This is a genomic window from Aestuariivirga sp., from assembly GCF_020252395.1.
GTDB lineage: Bacteria > Pseudomonadota > Alphaproteobacteria > Rhizobiales > Aestuariivirgaceae > Aestuariivirga.
On sequence record NZ_JADCDB010000027.1, the window covers coordinates 43,354 to 62,730 of the forward strand.

General features: G+C 61.8%; 14 protein-coding genes and 1 tRNA gene. 9 read left to right on the forward strand and 6 right to left on the reverse strand.

The annotated features are described in order from the left end of the window. Window positions 1–69: 69 nt before the first annotated feature. From IOC82_RS12625 to IOC82_RS12655, 7 genes are read left to right on the forward strand one after another with little or no spacing between them, the layout of a single operon-like run. Complete coding sequence (locus tag IOC82_RS12625) at window positions 70–324, forward strand: helix-turn-helix domain-containing protein (protein ID WP_290546551.1); 255 nt, start codon at window positions 70–72, stop codon at window positions 322–324. Further along, window positions 314–3,175, forward strand: coding sequence for an SNF2-related protein (locus tag IOC82_RS12630; RefSeq protein ID WP_290546552.1), 2,862 nt, complete (start codon window positions 314–316; stop codon window positions 3,173–3,175). The genes IOC82_RS12625 and IOC82_RS12630 overlap by 11 nt, the downstream gene beginning before the upstream one ends. Beyond that, window positions 3,172–3,354 carry a hypothetical protein gene (locus IOC82_RS12635; RefSeq protein WP_290546553.1) on the forward strand — a complete coding sequence of 61 codons (183 nt, stop codon included), beginning with the start codon at window positions 3,172–3,174 and terminating at the stop codon, window positions 3,352–3,354. Before IOC82_RS12630 ends, IOC82_RS12635 begins: the two co-directional genes overlap by 4 nt. After that, window positions 3,351–5,660: an AAA family ATPase gene (locus IOC82_RS12640; protein WP_290546554.1), complete on the forward strand. Its 2,310-nt coding sequence runs from the start codon at window positions 3,351–3,353 to the stop codon at window positions 5,658–5,660. Before IOC82_RS12635 ends, IOC82_RS12640 begins: the two co-directional genes overlap by 4 nt. 8 nt (window positions 5,661–5,668) lie before the next feature. Further along, window positions 5,669–7,330 (forward strand): site-specific DNA-methyltransferase, encoded by a 1,662-nt coding sequence (locus tag IOC82_RS12645; protein ID WP_290546555.1) that lies wholly within the window; start codon window positions 5,669–5,671, stop codon window positions 7,328–7,330. Continuing rightward, window positions 7,327–10,002, forward strand: coding sequence for a DEAD/DEAH box helicase family protein (locus IOC82_RS12650; RefSeq protein ID WP_290546556.1), 2,676 nt, complete (start codon window positions 7,327–7,329; stop codon window positions 10,000–10,002). The genes IOC82_RS12645 and IOC82_RS12650 overlap by 4 nt, the downstream gene beginning before the upstream one ends. Next, window positions 9,999–10,913 (forward strand): restriction endonuclease, encoded by a 915-nt coding sequence (locus IOC82_RS12655; RefSeq protein ID WP_290546557.1) that lies wholly within the window; start codon window positions 9,999–10,001, stop codon window positions 10,911–10,913. Before IOC82_RS12650 ends, IOC82_RS12655 begins: the two co-directional genes overlap by 4 nt. A gap of 240 nt (window positions 10,914–11,153) precedes the next feature. Here the strand turns inward: IOC82_RS12655 and IOC82_RS12660 are convergent. Then, window positions 11,154–11,243: transfer RNA gene (locus tag IOC82_RS12660), tRNA-Ser, on the reverse strand. Between the two features lie 112 nt (window positions 11,244–11,355). Between IOC82_RS12660 and msrA the strand changes: the two genes are divergently transcribed. Further along, window positions 11,356–12,009, forward strand: coding sequence for a peptide-methionine (S)-S-oxide reductase MsrA (msrA, locus tag IOC82_RS12665; protein WP_290546558.1), 654 nt, complete (start codon window positions 11,356–11,358; stop codon window positions 12,007–12,009). Between the two features lie 243 nt (window positions 12,010–12,252). Here the strand turns inward: msrA and IOC82_RS12670 are convergent, their stop codons facing one another. From IOC82_RS12670 to IOC82_RS12690, 5 genes are all read right to left on the reverse strand, one after another. Continuing rightward, window positions 12,253–13,374: a Gfo/Idh/MocA family oxidoreductase gene (locus tag IOC82_RS12670; RefSeq protein WP_290546559.1), complete on the reverse strand. Its 1,122-nt coding sequence runs from the start codon at window positions 13,372–13,374 to the stop codon at window positions 12,253–12,255. After that, on the reverse strand, window positions 13,374–14,267 hold the full coding sequence (gene iolE / locus IOC82_RS12675; protein ID WP_290546588.1) for a myo-inosose-2 dehydratase: 894 nt from the start codon (window positions 14,265–14,267) through the stop codon (window positions 13,374–13,376). Before iolE ends, IOC82_RS12670 begins: the two co-directional genes overlap by 1 nt. Window positions 14,268–14,271: 4 nt before the next feature. Then, window positions 14,272–16,116, reverse strand: coding sequence for a 3D-(3,5/4)-trihydroxycyclohexane-1,2-dione acylhydrolase (decyclizing) (iolD, locus tag IOC82_RS12680; RefSeq protein ID WP_290546560.1), 1,845 nt, complete (start codon window positions 16,114–16,116; stop codon window positions 14,272–14,274). Between the two features lie 70 nt (window positions 16,117–16,186). Beyond that, window positions 16,187–17,191 (reverse strand): hydroxyacid dehydrogenase, encoded by a 1,005-nt coding sequence (locus IOC82_RS12685; protein WP_290546561.1) that lies wholly within the window; start codon window positions 17,189–17,191, stop codon window positions 16,187–16,189. A 1-nt stretch (window position 17,192) separates the two neighbouring features. Further along, on the reverse strand, window positions 17,193–18,008 hold the full coding sequence (locus IOC82_RS12690) for an aldolase/citrate lyase family protein (protein WP_290546562.1): 816 nt from the start codon (window positions 18,006–18,008) through the stop codon (window positions 17,193–17,195). Window positions 18,009–18,149: 141 nt separating this feature from the next. On the opposite strand from IOC82_RS12690, the gene IOC82_RS12695 reads away from it, so the two are divergent. Further along, the gene (locus IOC82_RS12695) at window positions 18,150–19,373 is read left to right on the forward strand and encodes an FAD-dependent oxidoreductase (protein WP_366935682.1); all 1,224 of its coding nucleotides are present in this window, start codon (window positions 18,150–18,152) and stop codon (window positions 19,371–19,373) included. Window positions 19,374–19,377: the final 4 nt, after the last annotated feature.

Genomic DNA, 19,377 nt, shown 5'->3' on the forward strand with positions numbered 1-19,377 from the left:
TGATGGAAGGCTAGCATTGACAGGCGCAATCTGGCATCCTTTGCCAAACCTTGACCTGAGGCTAAGCGGATGCCCGATGAAATTCTGACTCTGCCGGAAGTGGCTGTCCTGCTGAAGGTCGCGGAGAAGACCGTCTACACGATGGCTCAACGCACTGAAATTCCAGCATTTAAGGTAAGAGGGCAATGGAGGTTCATGCGGGTGGATCTCGATAGCTGGATCGAGGCGCAAAAGGCCTCTCTGAATTCCGCAAAGGCTCAGAATGAGACGCCGCCTTCCGGTACGTCGGCGATGGAACGTGGCGGGAGGCAGGATGATCACTGACTTCCACGCCAGGTATCTGGCCCATGAACTGACAAAACGGTGCCCGCCTGATAGTTCAGAGCGCCTCGCTGGAGCCGTGGCCGGCGCTCAAGTCGATCTCAATCCGCATCAGGTCGACGCAGCGTTGTTCGCTTTCGCATCGCCGCTATCAAAAGGCGCGTTGCTTGCCGACGAGGTCGGTCTCGGCAAAACGATCGAAGCGGGATTGGTAATCGCGCAGCGATGGGCCGAGAGGAAGCGTCGCATCCTGGTAATTGCGCCATCGAACTTGCGCAAACAGTGGCACCAGGAACTCAGTGAGAAGTTCCTGCTTCCCGGCGTGATACTCGAGTCGAAATCCTACAACCAATCCATTCGCGATGGCGTTCTTCAGCCGTTCGAGGTCGAAAACGCAATCGTGATCTGTTCGTATCAGTTCGCGCGTTCCAAGGCATCCGATGTGCATCGGGTTTCGTGGGATCTCGTGGTGATCGACGAGGCCCATCGGCTGAGGAACGTCTATAAGCCCTCGAATGTCATTGCCAACACACTCAAGAATGCTCTTGCTCAGAAGAACAAGCTCCTTCTGACTGCGACTCCGCTTCAGAATTCACTGCTGGAATTGTACGGCCTTGTCAGTTTCATCGACGAGCATGCCTTTGGCGACGTGAAAAGCTTCCGCGAGCAGTTTGCGAATCCTGGCGACAAGCGGGGTTTTGAGGCACTGAAGGAGCGGCTGAAACCAATCTGCCACCGCACACTGCGGCGCCAGGTGACGGCCTACATCCCCTATACGCGCCGCCTGCCTTTGGTGGAGGAGTTTACCCCTGCGGACGGCGAAGACCGCCTATATCAGCTCGTTTCCGACTATCTGCAGCGTGACAATTTGCAGGCGCTGCCCTCCGGGCAACGGTCGCTGATGACGCTGGTTCTCCGCAAGCTACTGGCGTCGTCAACATTCGCGATTGCAGGCGCCTTGAACTCGATCTCGCAAAGGCTGACCGCGAAGCTCGCGGCGCATCCCGTTGCAACGCCTCTGGAGGAGGAACTCTCGGAAGAATTCGAGGCCCTCGATGCGACGGCAGATGAGTGGCCCGAGGATGCAGATGAAGAGCCGCTTTCCGACGCTGACCGCAAAGCGATCGAGGCGGAAATCGCCGATCTCGAAACATTCGCGAAGCTGGCGACTTCGATCGAGCACAACGCCAAGGGCAAGGCGCTGCTCAAGGCATTGGACGTTGCCTTCGCGAAAGCGCGCGAACTGGGCGGTGCGGAGAAGGCGATCATCTTCACCGAGTCACGTCGAACTCAAGAGTATCTCCAAAGGATTCTGTCCAGCAGCCCATACGCTGGTGGCATTGTTTTGTTCAACGGAACGAACACCGACCCTCTGTCCCGCGAGATCTATGCGCGCTGGATCGAAAGGCACGCGGGATCCGATCGCGTCACCGGGTCGCGAACTGCGGACATGAGGTCTGCGCTGGTCGACTATTTCCGTGACGAAGGTCAGATCATGATTGCGACGGAAGCAGGTGCCGAGGGCATCAACCTGCAATTTTGCTCGCTCGTCGTGAATTATGATCTGCCATGGAACCCGCAAAGGGTGGAGCAGCGCATCGGCCGCTGCCATCGCTACGGCCAGAAGCACGACGTGGTTGTCGTCAATTTCATCAATCGCAAGAACGAGGCGGACCAGCGGGTCTACCAGCTTCTTTCCGAGAAATTCCGGCTCTTCGAGGGCGTTTTCGGTGCCAGCGACGAAGTCTTGGGTGCCATCGAGTCAGGCGTCGATTTCGAGAAGCGGATCGCAGGTATCTATCAGGAGTGCCGCCAACCAGAACAAATCCGGGCAGCCTTCGATCAACTGCAGCTGGAGCTCAGCCTCGAAATCGATACGGCGATGAGTCAGACGCGCCAGAAGCTGCTCGAAAAGTTCGACGACGAAGTGCGGGAGAAGCTGCGCGTGCGAGATGAGGACGCGAAGGTTCATCTCGATCGCTATGAGCAATGGTTGATGCGCCTGACCCGCCACGAGTTGGATGGTCAGGCAACGTTCCACAACAGCTCGTCCTTCACCTTGCCTGCTCGGCCGCGATGGGCGAACGGCGCGGCGATCCCGCCAGGGCTCTACGAGTTGCCACGACGTTCTGGCGAGGCGCACACCTACCGGCTCAATCATCCCCTCGGCGAGGCCGTTGTTGCCCGCGCGAAGGCGCGCGAACTCAACCCGGCCGAGGTGCATTTCGACTATGCCAATCACGCCGGCAAAATCAGCATTCTGGAACCCTATGTCGGGAAGGCTGGCTGGCTGGTCGCATCCTTGATGACGGTCGAAGCTCTGGATGAGGCCGAGGATCACATCCTTCTGTCGGGGATCACCGATGAAGGGCATTTGCTGACACAGGAGATCTGCGATCGCCTGATGACGATCCACGGCACACGTCGGCAAGAAGTCACGCCGGATCCCGACGCCATGAGCAGCATCGAAAAGTCCTTGGGGGAAGCCCAGACGCTGATCCGTCGTGGCGTATCGGAGCGTAACGCGCGGTTTTTTGAGGCCGAAGCCGACAAGCTCGATGGTTGGGCGGATGACCTCAAGGTCGGGCTGGAGCGCGAAATCAAGGAAATCGACAGGCTCATCAAAGAGGCGCGACGTGCGGCCACGACCGCCATGACGCTAGAAGAGAAACTTGCAGGTCAGAAGCAGATCAAGACGCTCGAGGCGGCGCGCAATCAGAAGCGTCGTTCGCTGTTCGATGCCCAAGACCAGATCGACCGACAGCGGGCGGAGTTGATCGCCCAAATCGAGTCCAAGCTCGAACAGAAGGTCGAGGTCGCGCCTCTGTTCTCGATCCGTTGGAGGCTGGAATGACAGAGGAAACGCCGTCAGTACGCCTTGCGATGCGGGTCATAGAGGAACTGATCGCCAAAGGCCTCTTGCGCGAGAGCAGTCGCAAGACGTTCTTGGCGAAACTGGCGTCCGGCAAGGTCAAAGATGAGGACTGGAAGCTGGAACTTGAACTCGCCACCCCCTCGGAACCTGCCCCATGACCAAGGTGCGCCTGAAATCACTGACCATTTCGGCGTTCCGCGGCTCGCCCGATCCCTTCACCCTGACATTCGAAACCGACCGCCAGCTCACCATCATCTATGGTGAGAACGGCAGCGGCAAGACAACGATCTGCGACGCTCTGGAGTTCCTGGCCAAGGGTAAGGTCGGCTCGCTCGATGACCGCGGCATGGGTGGCGGGCTGGAAAAGTTCTACCCATTCGCCGGCAAGTCTGCAGCGGATTTGGCGATCCGGCTTGAGACATCGAGTGGCGCTTGCGAAGGCCGGCTGAACGGCAAGAATGCAGTTGTCACTCCGCCGGATGTGGTGCCACGCATTTCCATCCTACGTCAGCGGGACATCGCTCGGCTCGTGGAAGCAAAGCCCGCAGAGCGCTATGAGGCCATTCGCCGATTCATCGACATCTCCGAGTTCGAACAGTCAGAGAAGGTGCTGTCCGACCTCGTCAAGAGCCTGAAGGCCGAAGAGAACGGCGCGCAGACGGCCGAGAACCAGAGCCTCGATAGCTTGCAGGGCTTCTTCGAGGCTGCAGGTAAGCCGGCGGGCTTGAATCCCGTGTCTTGGGCAAAGGCCAGGTTGGCTGATGCGAGCGCTGACAAAAGCGCTGAGGCGGCGGCATTGGGCCAGTTGCGCGCTGCCTATGCAAGACTGGAATCTATGTCGGAGCAGGTGCGGAACCAACAACAAGCGGTCGACGATGTAGAAAGAGAACTCGCCGGGGCTGTCAAAGCCTTTGAGGACGCGGCAGCACTTGTCGGCTCGGAAGCGCAGGACATTCTCGATCTGATGGAGGCCGGAGGCAGGTATGTCCATGCCCATCCCGATCTGACGGAATGCCCGCTGTGTAGCAGCGCGGAGAAGGTTCAAGGCTTAGCAGAGCGCATTACCGAGCAGCTGCAGCGCTCGGCGGCCCTTCGCAGCGCTCGATCGAACAGACAGCACTTTGAGGCAGCGCGCGAGAAGGCGCAGCACGCTCTACAGCAACAGGAGGTCGCGGCTGCCGACGCGGCGGCAGCTCTGCGCCAGATGGCTGCAGGGTTCAAGTGGCCGGACGGCCTCGCTGCGCCAGACAGCACCGTCCCCGCGGCGGTCGCAGATCTCGCCAGCTGGCTGAAGCATACATCGCATCTGGTCGCCTCCTGGCAGGCGACGGAGGACGCGTGGCGTGAGGAAGTGAAGTTCGTCAAGGCTTTGAGAAGCGCAGTCGAGCAGTACGAAAGCAATCTTCACCGTCGCATGACGCTTCAGGAGCTGCGCCCTCGCGCTGAGAAAGCTCTTGACGTCTGTATGCAGCAGCGGCGGTCGTTCACCGATGGCATCCTCACAGACATTGCGACCCGCGTTGGCGAAATCTACGAGAAAGTCCATCCCGGCGAGGGATTGGAGAAGATCGCACTGCCGCTTGACCCGAATAAGCGCGCCTCGATTGAACTGGAGGCGAAGTTCTCGGGTTTGGATGTTCCACCGCAAGCTTACTTCAGCCAGTCGCACTTAGATACACTGGGGCTTTGCGTTTTCCTCGCGCTTGCGACCCGCGACAAGCCGGGCGAGACCGTACTCATTCTCGACGATGTGCTGGGCAGTGTGGACGAACCGCACGTCGAGCGGGTCGTCAGCATGATTTACGAGGTGAGTGCAACTTTCCGCCACACCATCGTCACCACACACTATCGCCCTTGGCGCGAGAAGTTTCGTTGGGGTTTTCTCAAACCGGATCAGGTTTGCCAGTTTGTCGAATTGCGGCAGTGGAATCTTGGGGCCGGCATGACGCTTACCGGCTCCACCCCCGAAATCGCGCGGCTCAGGACACTACTGACGGACCCTAACCCGGACATACAAGCCATCAGCGGTAAGGCCGGGGTGATCTTGGAAGCGCTGCTGGACTTCCTGACCCTGAAATACGCTTGTGCCGTTCCGCGACGCGCCGGCGGCTCATACACCTTGGGTGAATTACTCCCAACCGTGAATGGAAAACTGCTCGCCGCGTTGAAGGTGGAAGCGCTCGATCCGACAGGAAGCGCTCCCGCTGCAGCTACCGAGCTCAAGCCGATCATCGATCAAATCAGCAGCATCGCCCAAACCCGCAATGTGATGGGAGCGCACTTCAATACACTATCCTTCGAGCTCTATCCGCAGGACGGCATCAATTTCGCCAAGCTGGTCGAGCAGCTTGCCGATGCACTCATTTGCCCTGACCACGGCTGGCCCAGCAAGGACAAGTCCGGCAGCTATTGGAACAATGGCGGCGACACGCGCCGCCTGCACCCGCTCAAGAAACCCACATAAGGCCACTCATGGCGAAGAACCAGAAACTCGAACTCACATGGGTCGGCAAAGAGAACAGGCCGCGGCTTGAGCCGCGCATTCTGCTGGAGGACCCGGAGAAGTCCTATCACGCGAAGCATCGCGTCAGCGACGACGACATTTTCGACAACCGGCTGATCTTCGGTGACAACCTCCTCGCGCTGAAGGCGCTGGAGCAGGAATTCGCCGGCAAGGTGAAGTGCGTGTTCATCGACCCGCCCTACAACACGGGCAGCGCATTCGAGCATTATGACGACGGGCTGGAGCACTCGATCTGGCTTGGCTTGATGCGCGATCGGCTGGAAATCATTCGCCGCCTTTTGTCGGAGGAGGGCTCTCTTTGGATTACAATAGACGATAACGAGGCGCACTACTTGAAGGTCTTGTGCGACGAAATTTTTGGTCGAAAGAATTTCGTTGCTAACGTCGTATGGCAAAAACGATATGCTCGGGATAACAACGCTGCAATTGGCAGTGCGCATGACCACGTATTTGTCTATGAGAAGACATTTGATGCGTTTCGTAAAACACGAAATCGCGTTGAATTGGATTATAAGACGCGTGCCCCCTATAAAAATCCGAACAACGATCCAAAAGGTCCTTGGCAGTCTATCTCTTTTACTGGTGCTGGCTTTCGCGCAAACATGATGTATCCGATTATCGGACCGGATGGGCGTGAGCATCGGCCACCGGAGGGACGCCATTGGGCGGCGCTTGAGCCTGAGTACCATCGACTTCGAAAGGAAGGCAGAATTTGGTTCGGTTCGGATGGTAAGGGGGTCCCTCGAGTAATCCGATATCTTTCAGAAGTCGAGGGTCTGGTCCCATCCACATGGTGGCCTCATGAAGAAGTAGGACATAATGATGAAGCAAAGAAAGACGCCTACAATCTTCACGGCAAGGAAAACGCTTTTGACACGCCTAAACCAGAACGGCTTCTGGGACGCATAATTCATATTGCCACAGACCCCGGCGACCTCGTCCTCGACTCCTTCGCTGGCTCCGGCACGACCGGCGCGGTCGCGCACAAGATGGGCCGTCGCTGGATCATGGTGGAGCTCGGTGAGCACTGCCATACCCACATCATCCCGCGCCTGACGAAGGTTATAGACGGCGAGGACAAGGGCGGCGTGACCGAGGTGACCGGCTGGCAGGGTGGCGGGGGGTTCCGCTATTTCAAGCTGGCGCCTTCGCTCCTCGAAAAGGATAAGTGGGGCCGTGAGGTCATCAGCAAGTCCTACAATGCCGAGATGCTGGCCGAGGCGTTGTGCAAGATCGAGGGCTTCACCTATGCCCCGAGCGATAGCGTCTACTGGCAGCACGGCACCTCGACCGAGCGCGACTTCATCTATGTGACGACGCAGACGCTGTCGCCCGAGCAACTCGACGCCCTAAGCGAAGAGGTTGGCGAGGGACGAACGCTGCTGGTGCTCTGCGCCGCCTTCCGTGGCAACCCCTCCGCCTGGCCCAATCTGACGGTGAAAAAGATCCCGAACCACATTCGCGAGCGCTGCGAATGGGGTCATGACGACTACAGCCTCAATGTCGAAAATCTCCCGAAGGCACCGCCCGCGACAAAGGCTATCGATAAGGCAACACCTCGTTCCGCCTCCCAGCCGGGCCTGTTTGATCTCGCGGGAGACGATCAATGAACCGTCACGTCAACGCCATCGCCGGTCGTCTCAGCCTCCGCGCTCCGCAGCGGCAATCCCTCGAAATTCTCGATCGCGTCACCGAGCTGGTTCCGCCGCGAAAGGACGCCGATCTTGAAGCCGCGCTTGCTGCGCTTCGCAGCGAGTTCCCAAGCGTCACTGACTTCGAACGCGACTTTCCGAGCCTGTGCTTCGCGTTGGCGACGGGCGTCGGCAAGACCCGCCTGATGGGCGCGTTCATCGCCTATCTGCACCTGGCGCATGGCCTGAATAACTTCTTCGTGCTCGCGCCGAACCTGACGATCTACAACAAGCTGATCGCGGACTTCACGCCCAACACGCCGAAATATGTCCTGAAGGGTATCGCGGAGTTCGCGATTTCGCCGCCCGTCATCACGACGGGCGACAATTTCGAACGACAGATCGCGAGTGGCGGCAACCTGTTCCCCGTCACGATCAACATCTTCAATATCTCCAAGATCAACTCCGAGGTGCGCGGCGGCCGAAGCCCGCGCATCCGCAGCTTCAAGGAGGAGATCGGAGACAGCTATTTCGACTTTCTCGCGGCCCAGAAAGACCTCGTCATGATCATGGACGAATCCCACCGCTACCGCGCGACGGCGGGCGTGCGCGCCATCAACGAATTGAAGCCGGTGATGGGCCTGGAGCTGACCGCCACCCCATTCGTGGAGACGACGCGCGGCCCGACGCCGTTCCAGAATGTGATCTTCGACTATCCGCTCGGCCGCGCCATGGCCGACGGCTTCGTGAAAGAACCTGCCGTCGTTACCCGCGAGAACTTCGTCGCGGCCGGCAAGTCGCCCGAGCAGTTGCAGCAGATCAAGCTGGAAGACGGCGTGCGCCTGCACGAAAGCGTCAAGGTCGAATTGGAAACCTATGCGCGCCAGGTCGGCGATCGAATCGTCAAACCGTTCATGCTGGTGATCGCACGCGACACGACCCAGGCTGCTGAACTGATGACGCTGGTGAAGTCCGCCGCCTTCTTCGAGGGGCGCTATGCGGACAAGGTCATCCAGGTCGATTCCAGCGTGAAGGAAGAGGAGACGATCGAAAGGTTGCTCAAGGTCGAAAGCCCGGATGAGCCGACCGAGATCGTCATCCACGTCAACATGCTGAAAGAGGGTTGGGACGTCACCAACCTTTACACGATCGTGCCGTTGCGCGCCGCCAATGCGCGGACGCTGATCGAGCAGTCGATAGGGCGTGGCCTGCGGCTTCCCTATGGCAGGCGGACAGGGGTCACAGCCGTCGACCGCCTGAACATCGTGGCGCATGACCGCTTCCAGGAAATCGTTGACGAAGCCCGCAAGCCGGACTCGGCCATTCGCCTCCAGCAGGTCATCCTCACCGAAGGACAGTTGCAGCAGAAGACGGTTACGGTCGAGTCCCGCCCGCAGCTTGCCGCCAAGCTTGGACTGCGCTCCGACACACCGGCGAATGGAATGTCGGGCTTCGAGGAAGCGCAGGCTGAATTCACGCACGAGGAGCAGCAGGTTGTTCGGATCGCCTATGACGTGATCCGCAAGATGGAGACCGAGCCGTCGCGCCTGCCCAGCGTCGCGCATCTGCAGAAGCCGGAGGTTCAGGCGGCAGTCCTCCGGGAGGTCCAAAGCCAGTATCGGCCTGCCCAGCTGGAGTTGGAGGGGATTGCCAAGCAGCCCGATCTCACAGCCATCGTCGCCAAGACCGTCGACCTTGTCGTCCAGCAGACGATCGACATTCCGCGTATCCTGGTCACGCCGAAGGGCGAGGTGAGGTCGGGCTTCCATCACTTCACGCTCGATCTGTCGCGCATGCGCTACGAAGTGCCGAACGAAACGCTATGGGCTGCTCACCTCAGGACCGGACAGGTCGATCGGATCGGCCTCGGCGCCGGCAATATCGATGAACAGCGGCTGGAGGACTACATCGTCAGCGGCCTCATCGACTTTGATGACGTGGCCTACGACGAGCACGCCGATCTGCTCTACGACCTCGCGTCACAGGTGGCCAACCATCTGTTGGCGACGCACGCGGACGACGGCGTTCGCAAGATCCTGCGCCTCCACCAGAAGGAAATCGCCCGCTTCGTGCATGCGCAGATGCAGACGCACTTCTGGCAGGACACGGCGGTCGAATACGAGGTCGTCGTCACACGGGGCTTCACTGAACTACGAAAGAGCGCGTACACGGCGGCAGCCGGCGAGGCACCTCTCGATTTCCGCCAGTCCCCCTCCGACAAGGCGAATATGGCGCGTTACCTGTTCGGCGGGTTTCAGAAGTGCCTCTATCCAACACAAAAGTTCCAGTCAGACGCCGAGCGAAAGCTCGCAGTCATTCTCGATCGCGAAGCCCAGAAATGGTTCAAGCCCGCGCGTGGGCAGTTTCAGTTGTTCTACCGCAACGGCACGGATCTGCAGGAGTACCAGCCGGACTTCGTCGCAGAGACGGATGACAGCATCCTGATGCTTGAGCCCAAGGCCTCAAACCAGATGACCGAGCCAGAGGTGGTGGCGAAGCGCGATTCAGCGGTCGAATGGTGCCGGCACGCGAGCAGTCATTCGGCAAGTTATGGCGGCAAACCGTGGCGCTACGCCTTGATCCCACATGACGCGATCGCGGAAAACATGACACTGGCCGGTCTGCTGCGCCAATTTGGTACGACCAAATGAGCATCCCCGACTATCAGTCCCTGATGATGCCGGTTCTCCAGATCGCCGCCAAGGGCGAAACCTCGGTTCCGCTTGCCGAGGCAGAGATTGCGGCCATGTTTGCTCTGTCGCAGGAGGAGCGCGAACAGATGCTCCCGAGCGGCAAGCAGCGCGTCCTTCACAACCGAATCCATTGGGCAAAGTTCTATCTGACCAAGGCGGGATATCTGGAGGCCCCCAGGCGCGGACGCTTCATGATCACGCCCGCTGGGACGGCCCTACTGGCGAAGCCACCAGCGAAGCTCGACACCCAATACCTGTTGTCCGTGCCGGTCTTCCGGGATTTCTATCGTGCCGATCAGCCAGATGAGACCGTCGGTCAAACAGCGCAGAGCACCACGCCAACGGCCACGCCCGAAGAAGTGATCGAGGCGGCGTTCAATGCCACACAGGCAGCACTCCGAACGGAACTCTTGGACCGGATCCTCCAGAATGGGCCAGGGTTCTTCGAAGGTTTGATCGTCGAGCTCCTCGTCGCAATGGGTTATGGCGGCTCGCATCGCAATGCAGCGGCGCAACTGGGTCGAACCGGTGATGGCGGGGTGGATGGCGTCATCAACGAAGACGTTCTGGGCCTCGACCGTGTTTACGTCCAAGCGAAGCGCTACAGTCCCGGCACGTCCGTCGGACGGCCTGACGTCCAAGCATTCACCGGCAGTCTTGTGGGGCTGGGCGCGACCAAGGGCGTGTTCGTGACAACATCGACGTTCTCGCCTCAGGCCATCGAGTTTGCGGCTCGAATTCCGCAACGCGTGATCCTCATCGATGGGAAGAGGCTCACCGAACTGATGATCGAGCACGGTGTCGGCGTTCGGTCGAGCCGTATGCTGGAGTTCAAGCGTATCGACGAGGACTTTTTTGCCGAAGAATGATCGGCAATGCTCGCTCGAACTCCGAGGGCAGCGCAGAAATAAAAACACATTTATTTCAATGCGTTGAGTTCCGTACCGCGGCGGCGTCAGTCCTCGGGTACGGAGAATATCGGGGTAAATGGAGAGAGATGACACTTCAGCACGACCGCCGCAGTACACAGCTCGGCATGGGAAGGCCCCGGAATTGTTTGTGGATTTCAGCAGACGCCTGAATGCGGGAGACGCTTCATTTGGAGGCAATGGCGGAAGAGGAGGGATTCGAACCCTCGATACGCTTTCACGTATGCACGCGTTCCAGGCGTGTGCCTTAAACCACTCGGCCACCCTTCCTTGACGTGGGGCCGGGAATATCGCCAACCCTCTCGTAAATCAAGCTTTGTTGAGTGGCGGCGAGGCGTTTGTCCGCCTATATCTGGCGGGCAACAGAGGAAGGAGCCTCCAGATGTTCTTCAGCCGCCAGAAAGCCCGCATGGTTTCGCCCGCCGAGGCGCTTCCCGGCCGGGCCGAAGCCATCTCCACCGCCGCCAAACATTACGTGAACGGCAACCCGCTCAAGGGCCCCTACCCCGCCGGTTTCGAGACTGCGGCCTTCGCGCTTGGCTGCTATTGGGGGGCGGAGCGCAAGTTCTGGCAGCAGCCGGGCGTGTGGGTCACGGCCGTGGGCAATGCCGGCGGCTTCACCCCCAATCCGAGCTATGAGGAGGTGTGCTCGGGGATGACCGGCCACGCCGAGTCGGTGCTGGCGGTCTATGATCCTGCCCAAGTGAGCTACGCGGAGCTGCTCAAACTGTTCTTCGAATCGCACGATCCCACCCAGGGCATGCGCCAGGGCAATGACGTAGGCAGCCAGTACCGCTCCGCCATCTACTGGACGACTCCCGCCCAGCGTGACGCGGCGCTGGCCGCCAAGGAGATATACGGGCAGGCGCTGGCCGCCAAGGGTTATGGCCCCATCACCACCGAGATCGCCGAGGCAGGGCCGTTCTATTTCGCCGAAGACTATCACCAGCAATATCTGGCCAAGAACCCCGGCGGCTATTGCGGGTTGGGCGGCACCGGCGTCTCCTGCCCCATCGGCACAGGCGTTGCGGCTTAGAGCATGTTCCGATCAGGTGGAATCACCTGATCGACAAGAACATGCGCCAGATCATAATCTTGAGCATGATCTTATCGCAAAAGTGGTTCCACTTTTGCGGATCATACTCTAAAGTCCCTGCACGGCATCCCACCCCTACCCCTCCCCACAAGGGGGAGGGGGACTCCAATAGACGATCTGTCGGCTGTGATTCCCCTCCCCCTTGTGGGGAGGGGTAGGGGTGGGGGGCCACACGGCAAGCCCTCAGCCCACCCTCACCCAGCCACGCGCTTTGGATGAGGAAATCGCCGCCTCCACCACCTTCTGGATTTCATAGGCCTCGCGGAAATCCGGCGAGGCCTTTTCGCCCCGGCCGATGGCCCGCAGAAACTCGCCCATCTCGATGGTCTTGAGATCGTTGAAGCCCAGCTGGTGGCCGCCGGCGATGCAGAACTCGCCGTAAGGCGGGTGCTGCGGGCCAGCCTCGATCCTCACATAGCCATTGGTGCGGCTGTCGCCGCCTGCGCGGTAGAACAGCAGTTCGTTCAGCCGCTCCTGGCTGAACACCAGCGAGCCCTTCTCGCCCGTGAGCTCGAAGCCGAGCTGCATCTTGCGGCCCGTGGCGATCCAGTTGGCCTCGATCGTGCCGCCACAGCCGCGCGCGAAGTTCACCAGCATGCGCGCGGCGTCGTCGGCCAGCACGTCCTTCCGCTCCTTCGCACCGCGCGCCACGGGGCGCGATTTGACGACCGTGCGCACATCCGCACTCACCTCCGCGATGGGCCCCAGCAGGAAGCGCGCCATGCCGATGATGTGGGAGCCCAGGTCCGCAATCACGCCGGGCCCGCCCACGGGGTCGATCCGCCATGTGTATGGGCCCTCGGGATCATGCATATAGTCCTCGGCATGGATGCCGCGGAAGCCGGTGATCTCGCCCAATTCGCCCGCGGCCACCATGCCGCGCGCCATCTTGAGAAGCGGGTTCTTGATATAATTGAACCCCACCTGCGTGACGGCGCCCGCCTTCTCCGCCGCCTCCACCATCTCGCGCGAGTCGCCAAGCGAGGGCGACAGCGGCTTTTCGCAATGCACGTGCTTTCCCGCGGCAATCGCCGCCAGCGCCATCTCCTTGTGCAGGGTATTGGGCGTGGTGATGGACACGACATCGACCCTGGGATCATTCACCAGTGCGCGCCAATCGGCGGTGAAGCGCGCGAAGCCATATTGATGCGCGGCCTTGGCGGCAAGCCCCGCCTCCACATCGGCGATCATCTCAAGGCGGGGGACAGGAATATCGGGAAAGGCCGCAAGGGCTGCGCGGTAGGCGAAGGCATGGGCCTTGCCCATGAAGCCCGTGCCGACGATGCCGATGCCGAGTTCCCTCATCACGCAACAACCTCATATCCCGCGGCCGTCATCACCCGCATCAGCTCCGCGTGGCCCACCTGCGCCATCTTCAGGGGCGGCGCCTTCTTCGGGTCCTGCTCGGCCTCGACCACGAACCAGCCTTGATAGCCATAGGAAGCAAGCTTCTTCACGATTGCCTCGAAATCGAGCGATCCGTCACCCGGCACGGTGAAGGCGCCCTTGATCACCGCATCGAGGAAGCTGTCCTTCGTGCGGTCGAGCTTCTCGATCACCTCCATGCGCACATCCTTGGTGTGCACATGCCGGATGCGCTTGTGATGCTTGTCGATGCAGCGCAGCACGTCGCCGCCGGCGAAGGCCATGTGGCCCGCGTCGAACAAGAGTGCAATGCCGGAAGCCGCCATGAAGGCGTCGAGCTCCGGCTCGGTCTCGACCACGGCGCCCATGTGGTGGTGATAGACGATGGGCATGCCCTGGGCTTCCACCCACTTGGCGAATTCGGAGACCTTGGCGCCATAGGCCTTCATCTCGTCAGCCGAGAGCTTGGCCTTGCTGGCGAGCGGCCGCGACTGGTCGCCCTGGATCGAGAGGCCCACCTCGCCATAGACGATGCAAGGCGCGTTCACCGCCTTGAACAGGTCGATCATCGGCTGGATGCGCTTTTTGTTCACGTCCAGCGACTCGTTGACCAGCGTGGCCGAGTACCAGCCGCCGCACAGGGTCACGTCCGCCTTCTTGAGCGCCGGCAACATCTCGGCGGCCGTCGCGGGGAAGCGGCGGCCCTGCTCCATGCCGGTGAAGCCCGCAGAACGCGACTGGCGCAAGCACTCCTCCAGCGACACATCGTCCGAGAGTTCGGGAAGGTCGTCGTTCCACCAGGCGATGGGCGACATGCCCAGCTTTGCTTTCAACATCTCAAACTCCAATGCGTTGCTTCTTGCGGATGGTCTCGTGGTGCGCGCGCGCCTTGTTGACCTCGGGCCGGTCGGAGACTTCCGGCACGCCCACGTCCCAGTCGGCATCGCCCGGCACCCAGGCATAGGCGTCGGTAACGATGGAGATCACCGTGGTGCGATCCGTCGTCTTGGCCCAGGCGAGTGCCGCTTCGAGATCGGCGAGGCTCTCGCAATGGCGCGTCAGCGCACCCATCGAGGCGGCATGCTGTGCGAAGTTGACAGCGAAAGGCTGCTTCACCCGGCTGTCCTTGATCAGATTGTTGAACGACGGCGTGCCCTTGAAGTTCTGCAGCCGGTTGATGACGGCGAAACCGCCATTGTCGCAGACGACGACGATCATCTTGTGGCCGGTGAGAACCGTCGAATAGATGTCCGAGTTCATCATCAGGTAGGAGCCGTCGCCCACCATCACGATGGTCTCTCCGTCACCCTTCTTGGCCATGGCATGGCCCCAGCCGCCGGCAATCTCATAGCCCATGGCGGAGAAGCCGAATTCGAGGTCAAAGGTGTTGGGGTTCTTGACGCGCCAGCCCTTGGCCGTCTCGCCGGGAAGTCCGCCCGCCGCCGTCACCATCGTGTCGTTGGGGGCGGCCCATGTGTTCACCAGGCCCACGACCTGCGCATAGGTCGGCACTGCCGCATTGGTCGGCTTCTGGTGCTGGTCGACGAGGTCGTTCCAGGCCTTGAAGGCGGTCTTGCCCTTGTTGGTCCAAGCCGCATCGGCCTTCCATCCGCCAAGCGCCGCCGCCAGCTCCGTTACCGTTTCCTTCGCATCGCCGACGACGGCGAGGGCGCGGTGTTTCGTGGCGTCGTAACGCGCCGCATTGATGGAGACGAACTGCGCATCATGCGCAAACACCGTCCAGGAACCGGTGGTGAAGTCCTGGAGCCTCGTGCCGATGGCGACGATCACGTCAGCAGCCCCCGCCATTTCATTGGCAGAGGTGGAACCGATCACGCCGATTGGCCCCACATGCGCGGGATGGTCATGCGTGACGGCTCCTTTGCCGGCGATGGTTTCGGCCATAGGAATGCCGTGCGTCAGCGCGAAGTCCGCGACCTCCTTCTCCGCCCCCGAATACCGCACGCCGCCGCCGGAGATGATGAGCGGCCGCTTGGCGGATTTGATCAGTTCGACGGCCTTAGCCACGCGGTCACGGTCGGGACGCAGGCGCGGGATAGTGTGGACCGTCGGGGTGAAGAAGGCCTCCGGATAATCGAAGGCCAGTTCCTGCGTGTCCTGGCACAGGCCGAGGAAGGCGGGTCCGCAGTCGCCGGGGTCGAGCATGGTGGCCACCGCCTGGGGCAACGAGGAGATGATCTGCTCGGGATGCGTGATGCGGTCCCAGTAGCGTGTCACCGCCTTGAAAGCGTCGTTCACCGAGGTGGTGGGGTTGTTGAAATGCTCCACCTGTTGCAGCACGGGGTCCGGCCTGCGGTTGGCAAAGATGTCGCCCGCGAGGATCAGAACCGGAATGCGGTTGGCATGGGCGCAGCCTGCTGCCGTCACCATATTTAGAGCGCCCGGCCCGATCGATGACAGCGCCACCATGATCTGCCGCCGCCGCATCGCCTTGGCATAGGCCATGGCCGCCAGCGCCATGGATTGCTCATTCTGGCCGCGCCAGGTGGGAAGCTGGTCCTGCACCGCCTCCAGGGCCTCCGAGATGCAGGTCACGTTGCCGTGGCCGAAAATGCCGAAGAGGCCAGCAAACAGCGGCTCGCGCTTGCCGTCGATGATGGTGAACTGGTTGCACAGATAGCGCACGAGCGCCTGGCCCATGGTCAAGCGGACAGTCAGCATGTCGGTTTCTCCAATTGGAATGTGTTTTGGAACATTTCGTCTATCTTTTTCAAGTGATGGAATACGACTTCTATTGGCGCGTCACCCGGCCGTTCTGGGGCCTCCCTGGCGAAATCGCCACCTCCGCCGCATTGATCACCAGCGCGGGGTCCAGCCTGCCGGCGAAGTAGTCGAGCACATTCTGAACCGACGCCACCGCCATGCGGGCCGCGCATTCCGCGGTGAGGCCCGCCGCATGTGGGCTGAGCAGCACCCGGTCATTCGCCAGCAGCGGATCGCCGGCGGCGGGCGGCTCGGCCCTGAACACGTCCAGACCGGCCCCCGCGAGGCGGCCCCCGCGCAGCGCCCGGTCGAGCGCCGCCTCGTCCACCAGCCCGCCGCGGGCGGCATTGACGAGAATGGCGCCGGGCTTCATCGCCTTGATCTCCTCCTCCCGGATCACGCCGCCCGCCGTTGTGCCGGGCATGTGGAGGGAGACATAGTCGGCGCAGCCCAGCGCCTTCGCCAGATCGGCCGCCGGGCGCACGCCATGCTTGGCCATCGCCTCCGGCTTCACGAAGGGATCGTAAGCGCTGACCGCCATGCCGAAAGCGCGGGCCAGTTCCGCCACGCGGCGGCCGATGCGGCCGAAGCCGACGAGCAGCAGGTTCTTGCCATCGAGTTCGACCGTCTCGAAGCGGTTCCGGATGTTCCACTCGCCCTTGCGCACCGCGGCATCATGCTGGGCCGCCTTGCGCGCGGTGGCGAGCATCAGCATCAGCGTGTGCTCGGCCACGGCGCGCGAGTTGACGTCGCCAACGATGCACAATGGAATGCCGCGTGCGGTCAACGCCTTCACGTCCACTGCATCGTAACCGACGCCATGGCGCGACACGATCTTGAGATTGGGCGCCGCGGCGATCACCTCCGCCGTCATCGGCTGGGTGCGCAGGATCACAGCGTCCGCCATGCCCACATGCGGCAGGTAGGAGTCGAGCGAGATCTCGTCCACCAGCGTAAACGTCATGTCCGGCGCGGCTTTCAGCCGCTCGAGGCCCGCGGCATGCAGCTTTCCGGCAACGAGGATATGCGCCATGTCAGTAGCCTGCATTCTTCGGCGCGGGGGCGTCCGCCACCTGCTCGCCGATGAGTTTGCGGGCCTGGTCGACGCTGGCCTTGGCGGCTCCTGCGAGCAGGCGCACGTCGTTCAAGAGCGTCACCATGTCGAAGCCCCAGCCGATGGCGCGTGCGGCATAGGCCGAATTACCGCAATGGATCGCCGCCCTGATGCCCGCCTCGTGGGCGCGCGCCAGAATCTCCTTGATGGCCTCGATCATCTCCGGCTCCTCGCGGTCGAAGCCCGTGGGATATTTGCGGCCGGTGAGGCCAAGCGTCAGGTCTGCGGGGCCGATATAGACGCCGTCGAGGCCGGGCGTGGCCACAATGTCCTTCAGGTTCTTTATGCCGTCCGCCGTCTCGATCATGGCAAGCGCGATCACCTCGCCGTCGGCCCATTTGCCGTAGTCGGCGCCATGCGCGAACACCGCGCGGGTGGGCCCCATGCTGCGCTGGCCGCGCGGCGGATAGCGCATGCAGGAAACGAACTGCCCGGACTCCTCGCGGCTGTTGATCATCGGGCAGATGATGCCCAGCGCGCCGGCGTCCAGCGCCTTCATGATATCGCCCGGCTGGTTCCACGGCACGCGCACCAGGGGGGTCGCCGGACCCTTCATGGCCTGCAGCATCGGCGCCAGCGCCTCATAGCCGAGGAAGCCGTGCTGCTGGTCGATGGTGAGCGAGTCATAGCCCTGGGCCGCGAGAATTTCGGCGGTAAAGGCATTGCCGATCGACAGCCAGCCATTGAGCACCGGCTTCCCTTCGGCCCACAGCCGGCGGATGTTGTTCTGGGTCATTTTCGTTTCTCCCTGCCGTCTTTGATTGGCCAGCAGCCGCCCGCCGTCAAGGGATCGAGCACCGATGTCTGAGCATGGCTGGAGAGGCTGGAATTGCCGGACGGGATGGCGTAACCAGCCTGCTCCTCAGGTTGCGGAGGGATGATGGCGGACGCAGGCATGGTGATCGTGGGGGGCGGCATGGCAGGCGCGCGCGCCGTCGTCAGCCTGCGCGCCAACGGCTTCCACGGTCCGATCACACTGGTGAGCGAGGAAACGCTGCTGCCCTATGACAGGCCGCCCTTGTCCAAGGCCATGCTGGTCGAAGAAACGGAGCCGCAGCCGGTGCATCTTCTGGACCAGGGCATGATCGCCTCGCTTAACGCCAGCTTCGTACGGGGGGTGAAAGCGATCGGAATCGATCGCACGGCCAAGGCGCTGGTGCTGGAGAATGGCCGCACCATTTCCTACGAAAAGCTGCTGATCGCCACCGGCGCCAAGCCGCGCCGGCTGTCGATCGAAGGCGGCGAACTCGCTTACACCCTGCGCGACTTCGCCGATGGCGACCACCTGCGCCACCGCCTGCGGCAAAGCAGGTCGGCTGCCATTGTCGGCGGCGGCTTCATTGGCCTCGAGGTGGCATCGAGCGCAAGAAAGCTCGGCCTCGACGTAACGCTGATCGAAGCCCAGCCGCGCATTCTGATGCGCGGCGTGCCGGAGGAGATTGCCAAGGTGGTGCACGCGCGCCACGTCGAAGCAGGCGTGACCATGCAGGTCGGCACCGCGCTGAAGGCGGTCGAGACCGGCGGCGTGCGCCTCGCCGATGGCCGCAAGGTGAAGGCCGGGATCGTGGTGGCGGGCATCGGCGCCGCACCGGAGATCGCGCTGGCGCAGGCCGCGGGGCTTGCCGTCGACAATGGCATCGCCTGCGATGCGACGCTTCAGACCAGCGACCCGGACATCTATGCCGCGGGCGACTGCTGCTCCTTCCCGCATGGGCTGTTCGGCAACAAGCGCATGCGGCTCGAGGCCTGGCGCAATGCGACAGACCAGGCGAATGTCGCGACCGGGAACATGCTGGGTGCGTCGAAGCCCTACATGGCCGTGCCGTGGTTCTGGTCGGACCAGTATGACCTGTCGCTGCAGATTGCCGGCAACCCGGCGGATGGCCCGGAGGTCGTGAAGCGCCAGACGGGCGAACAGTCCTTCGTGATGTTCCACCGCGATCCCGAGGGCCGCCTCGTCGGCGCGTCAGGGATCGGACCCGGCAATTCCATCGCGCGCGACGTGAAGCTGGCCGAAATGCTGATCGCCAAACGCTCGGCTCCCACGGCGGAGCAGCTCGCCGACCCATCCGTTCAACTCAAAGTGCTTCTCAAGGGCTGAACCT

What these genes read in the sequence shown, in the direction of transcription:
- IOC82_RS12625 (WP_290546551.1), top strand. Translation starts at nt 70, where the DNA reads ATGCCCGATGAAATTCTGACTCTGCCGGAAGTGGCTGTCCTGCTGAAG.
- IOC82_RS12630 (WP_290546552.1), top strand. Translation starts at nt 314, where the DNA reads ATGATCACTGACTTCCACGCCAGGTATCTGGCCCATGAACTGACAAAA.
- IOC82_RS12635 (WP_290546553.1), top strand. Translation starts at nt 3,172, where the DNA reads ATGACAGAGGAAACGCCGTCAGTACGCCTTGCGATGCGGGTCATAGAG.
- IOC82_RS12640 (WP_290546554.1), top strand. Translation starts at nt 3,351, where the DNA reads ATGACCAAGGTGCGCCTGAAATCACTGACCATTTCGGCGTTCCGCGGC.
- IOC82_RS12645 (WP_290546555.1), top strand. Translation starts at nt 5,669, where the DNA reads ATGGCGAAGAACCAGAAACTCGAACTCACATGGGTCGGCAAAGAGAAC.
- IOC82_RS12650 (WP_290546556.1), top strand. Translation starts at nt 7,327, where the DNA reads ATGAACCGTCACGTCAACGCCATCGCCGGTCGTCTCAGCCTCCGCGCT.
- IOC82_RS12655 (WP_290546557.1), top strand. Translation starts at nt 9,999, where the DNA reads ATGAGCATCCCCGACTATCAGTCCCTGATGATGCCGGTTCTCCAGATC.
- msrA (WP_290546558.1), top strand. Translation starts at nt 11,356, where the DNA reads ATGTTCTTCAGCCGCCAGAAAGCCCGCATGGTTTCGCCCGCCGAGGCG.
- IOC82_RS12670 (WP_290546559.1), bottom strand. Translation starts at nt 13,374, where the DNA reads ATGAGGGAACTCGGCATCGGCATCGTCGGCACGGGCTTCATGGGCAAG.
- iolD (WP_290546560.1), bottom strand. Translation starts at nt 16,116, where the DNA reads ATGCTGACTGTCCGCTTGACCATGGGCCAGGCGCTCGTGCGCTATCTG.
- IOC82_RS12685 (WP_290546561.1), bottom strand. Translation starts at nt 17,191, where the DNA reads ATGGCGCATATCCTCGTTGCCGGAAAGCTGCATGCCGCGGGCCTCGAG.
- IOC82_RS12690 (WP_290546562.1), bottom strand. Translation starts at nt 18,008, where the DNA reads ATGACCCAGAACAACATCCGCCGGCTGTGGGCCGAAGGGAAGCCGGTG.
- IOC82_RS12695 (WP_366935682.1), top strand. Translation starts at nt 18,150, where the DNA reads ATGATGGCGGACGCAGGCATGGTGATCGTGGGGGGCGGCATGGCAGGC.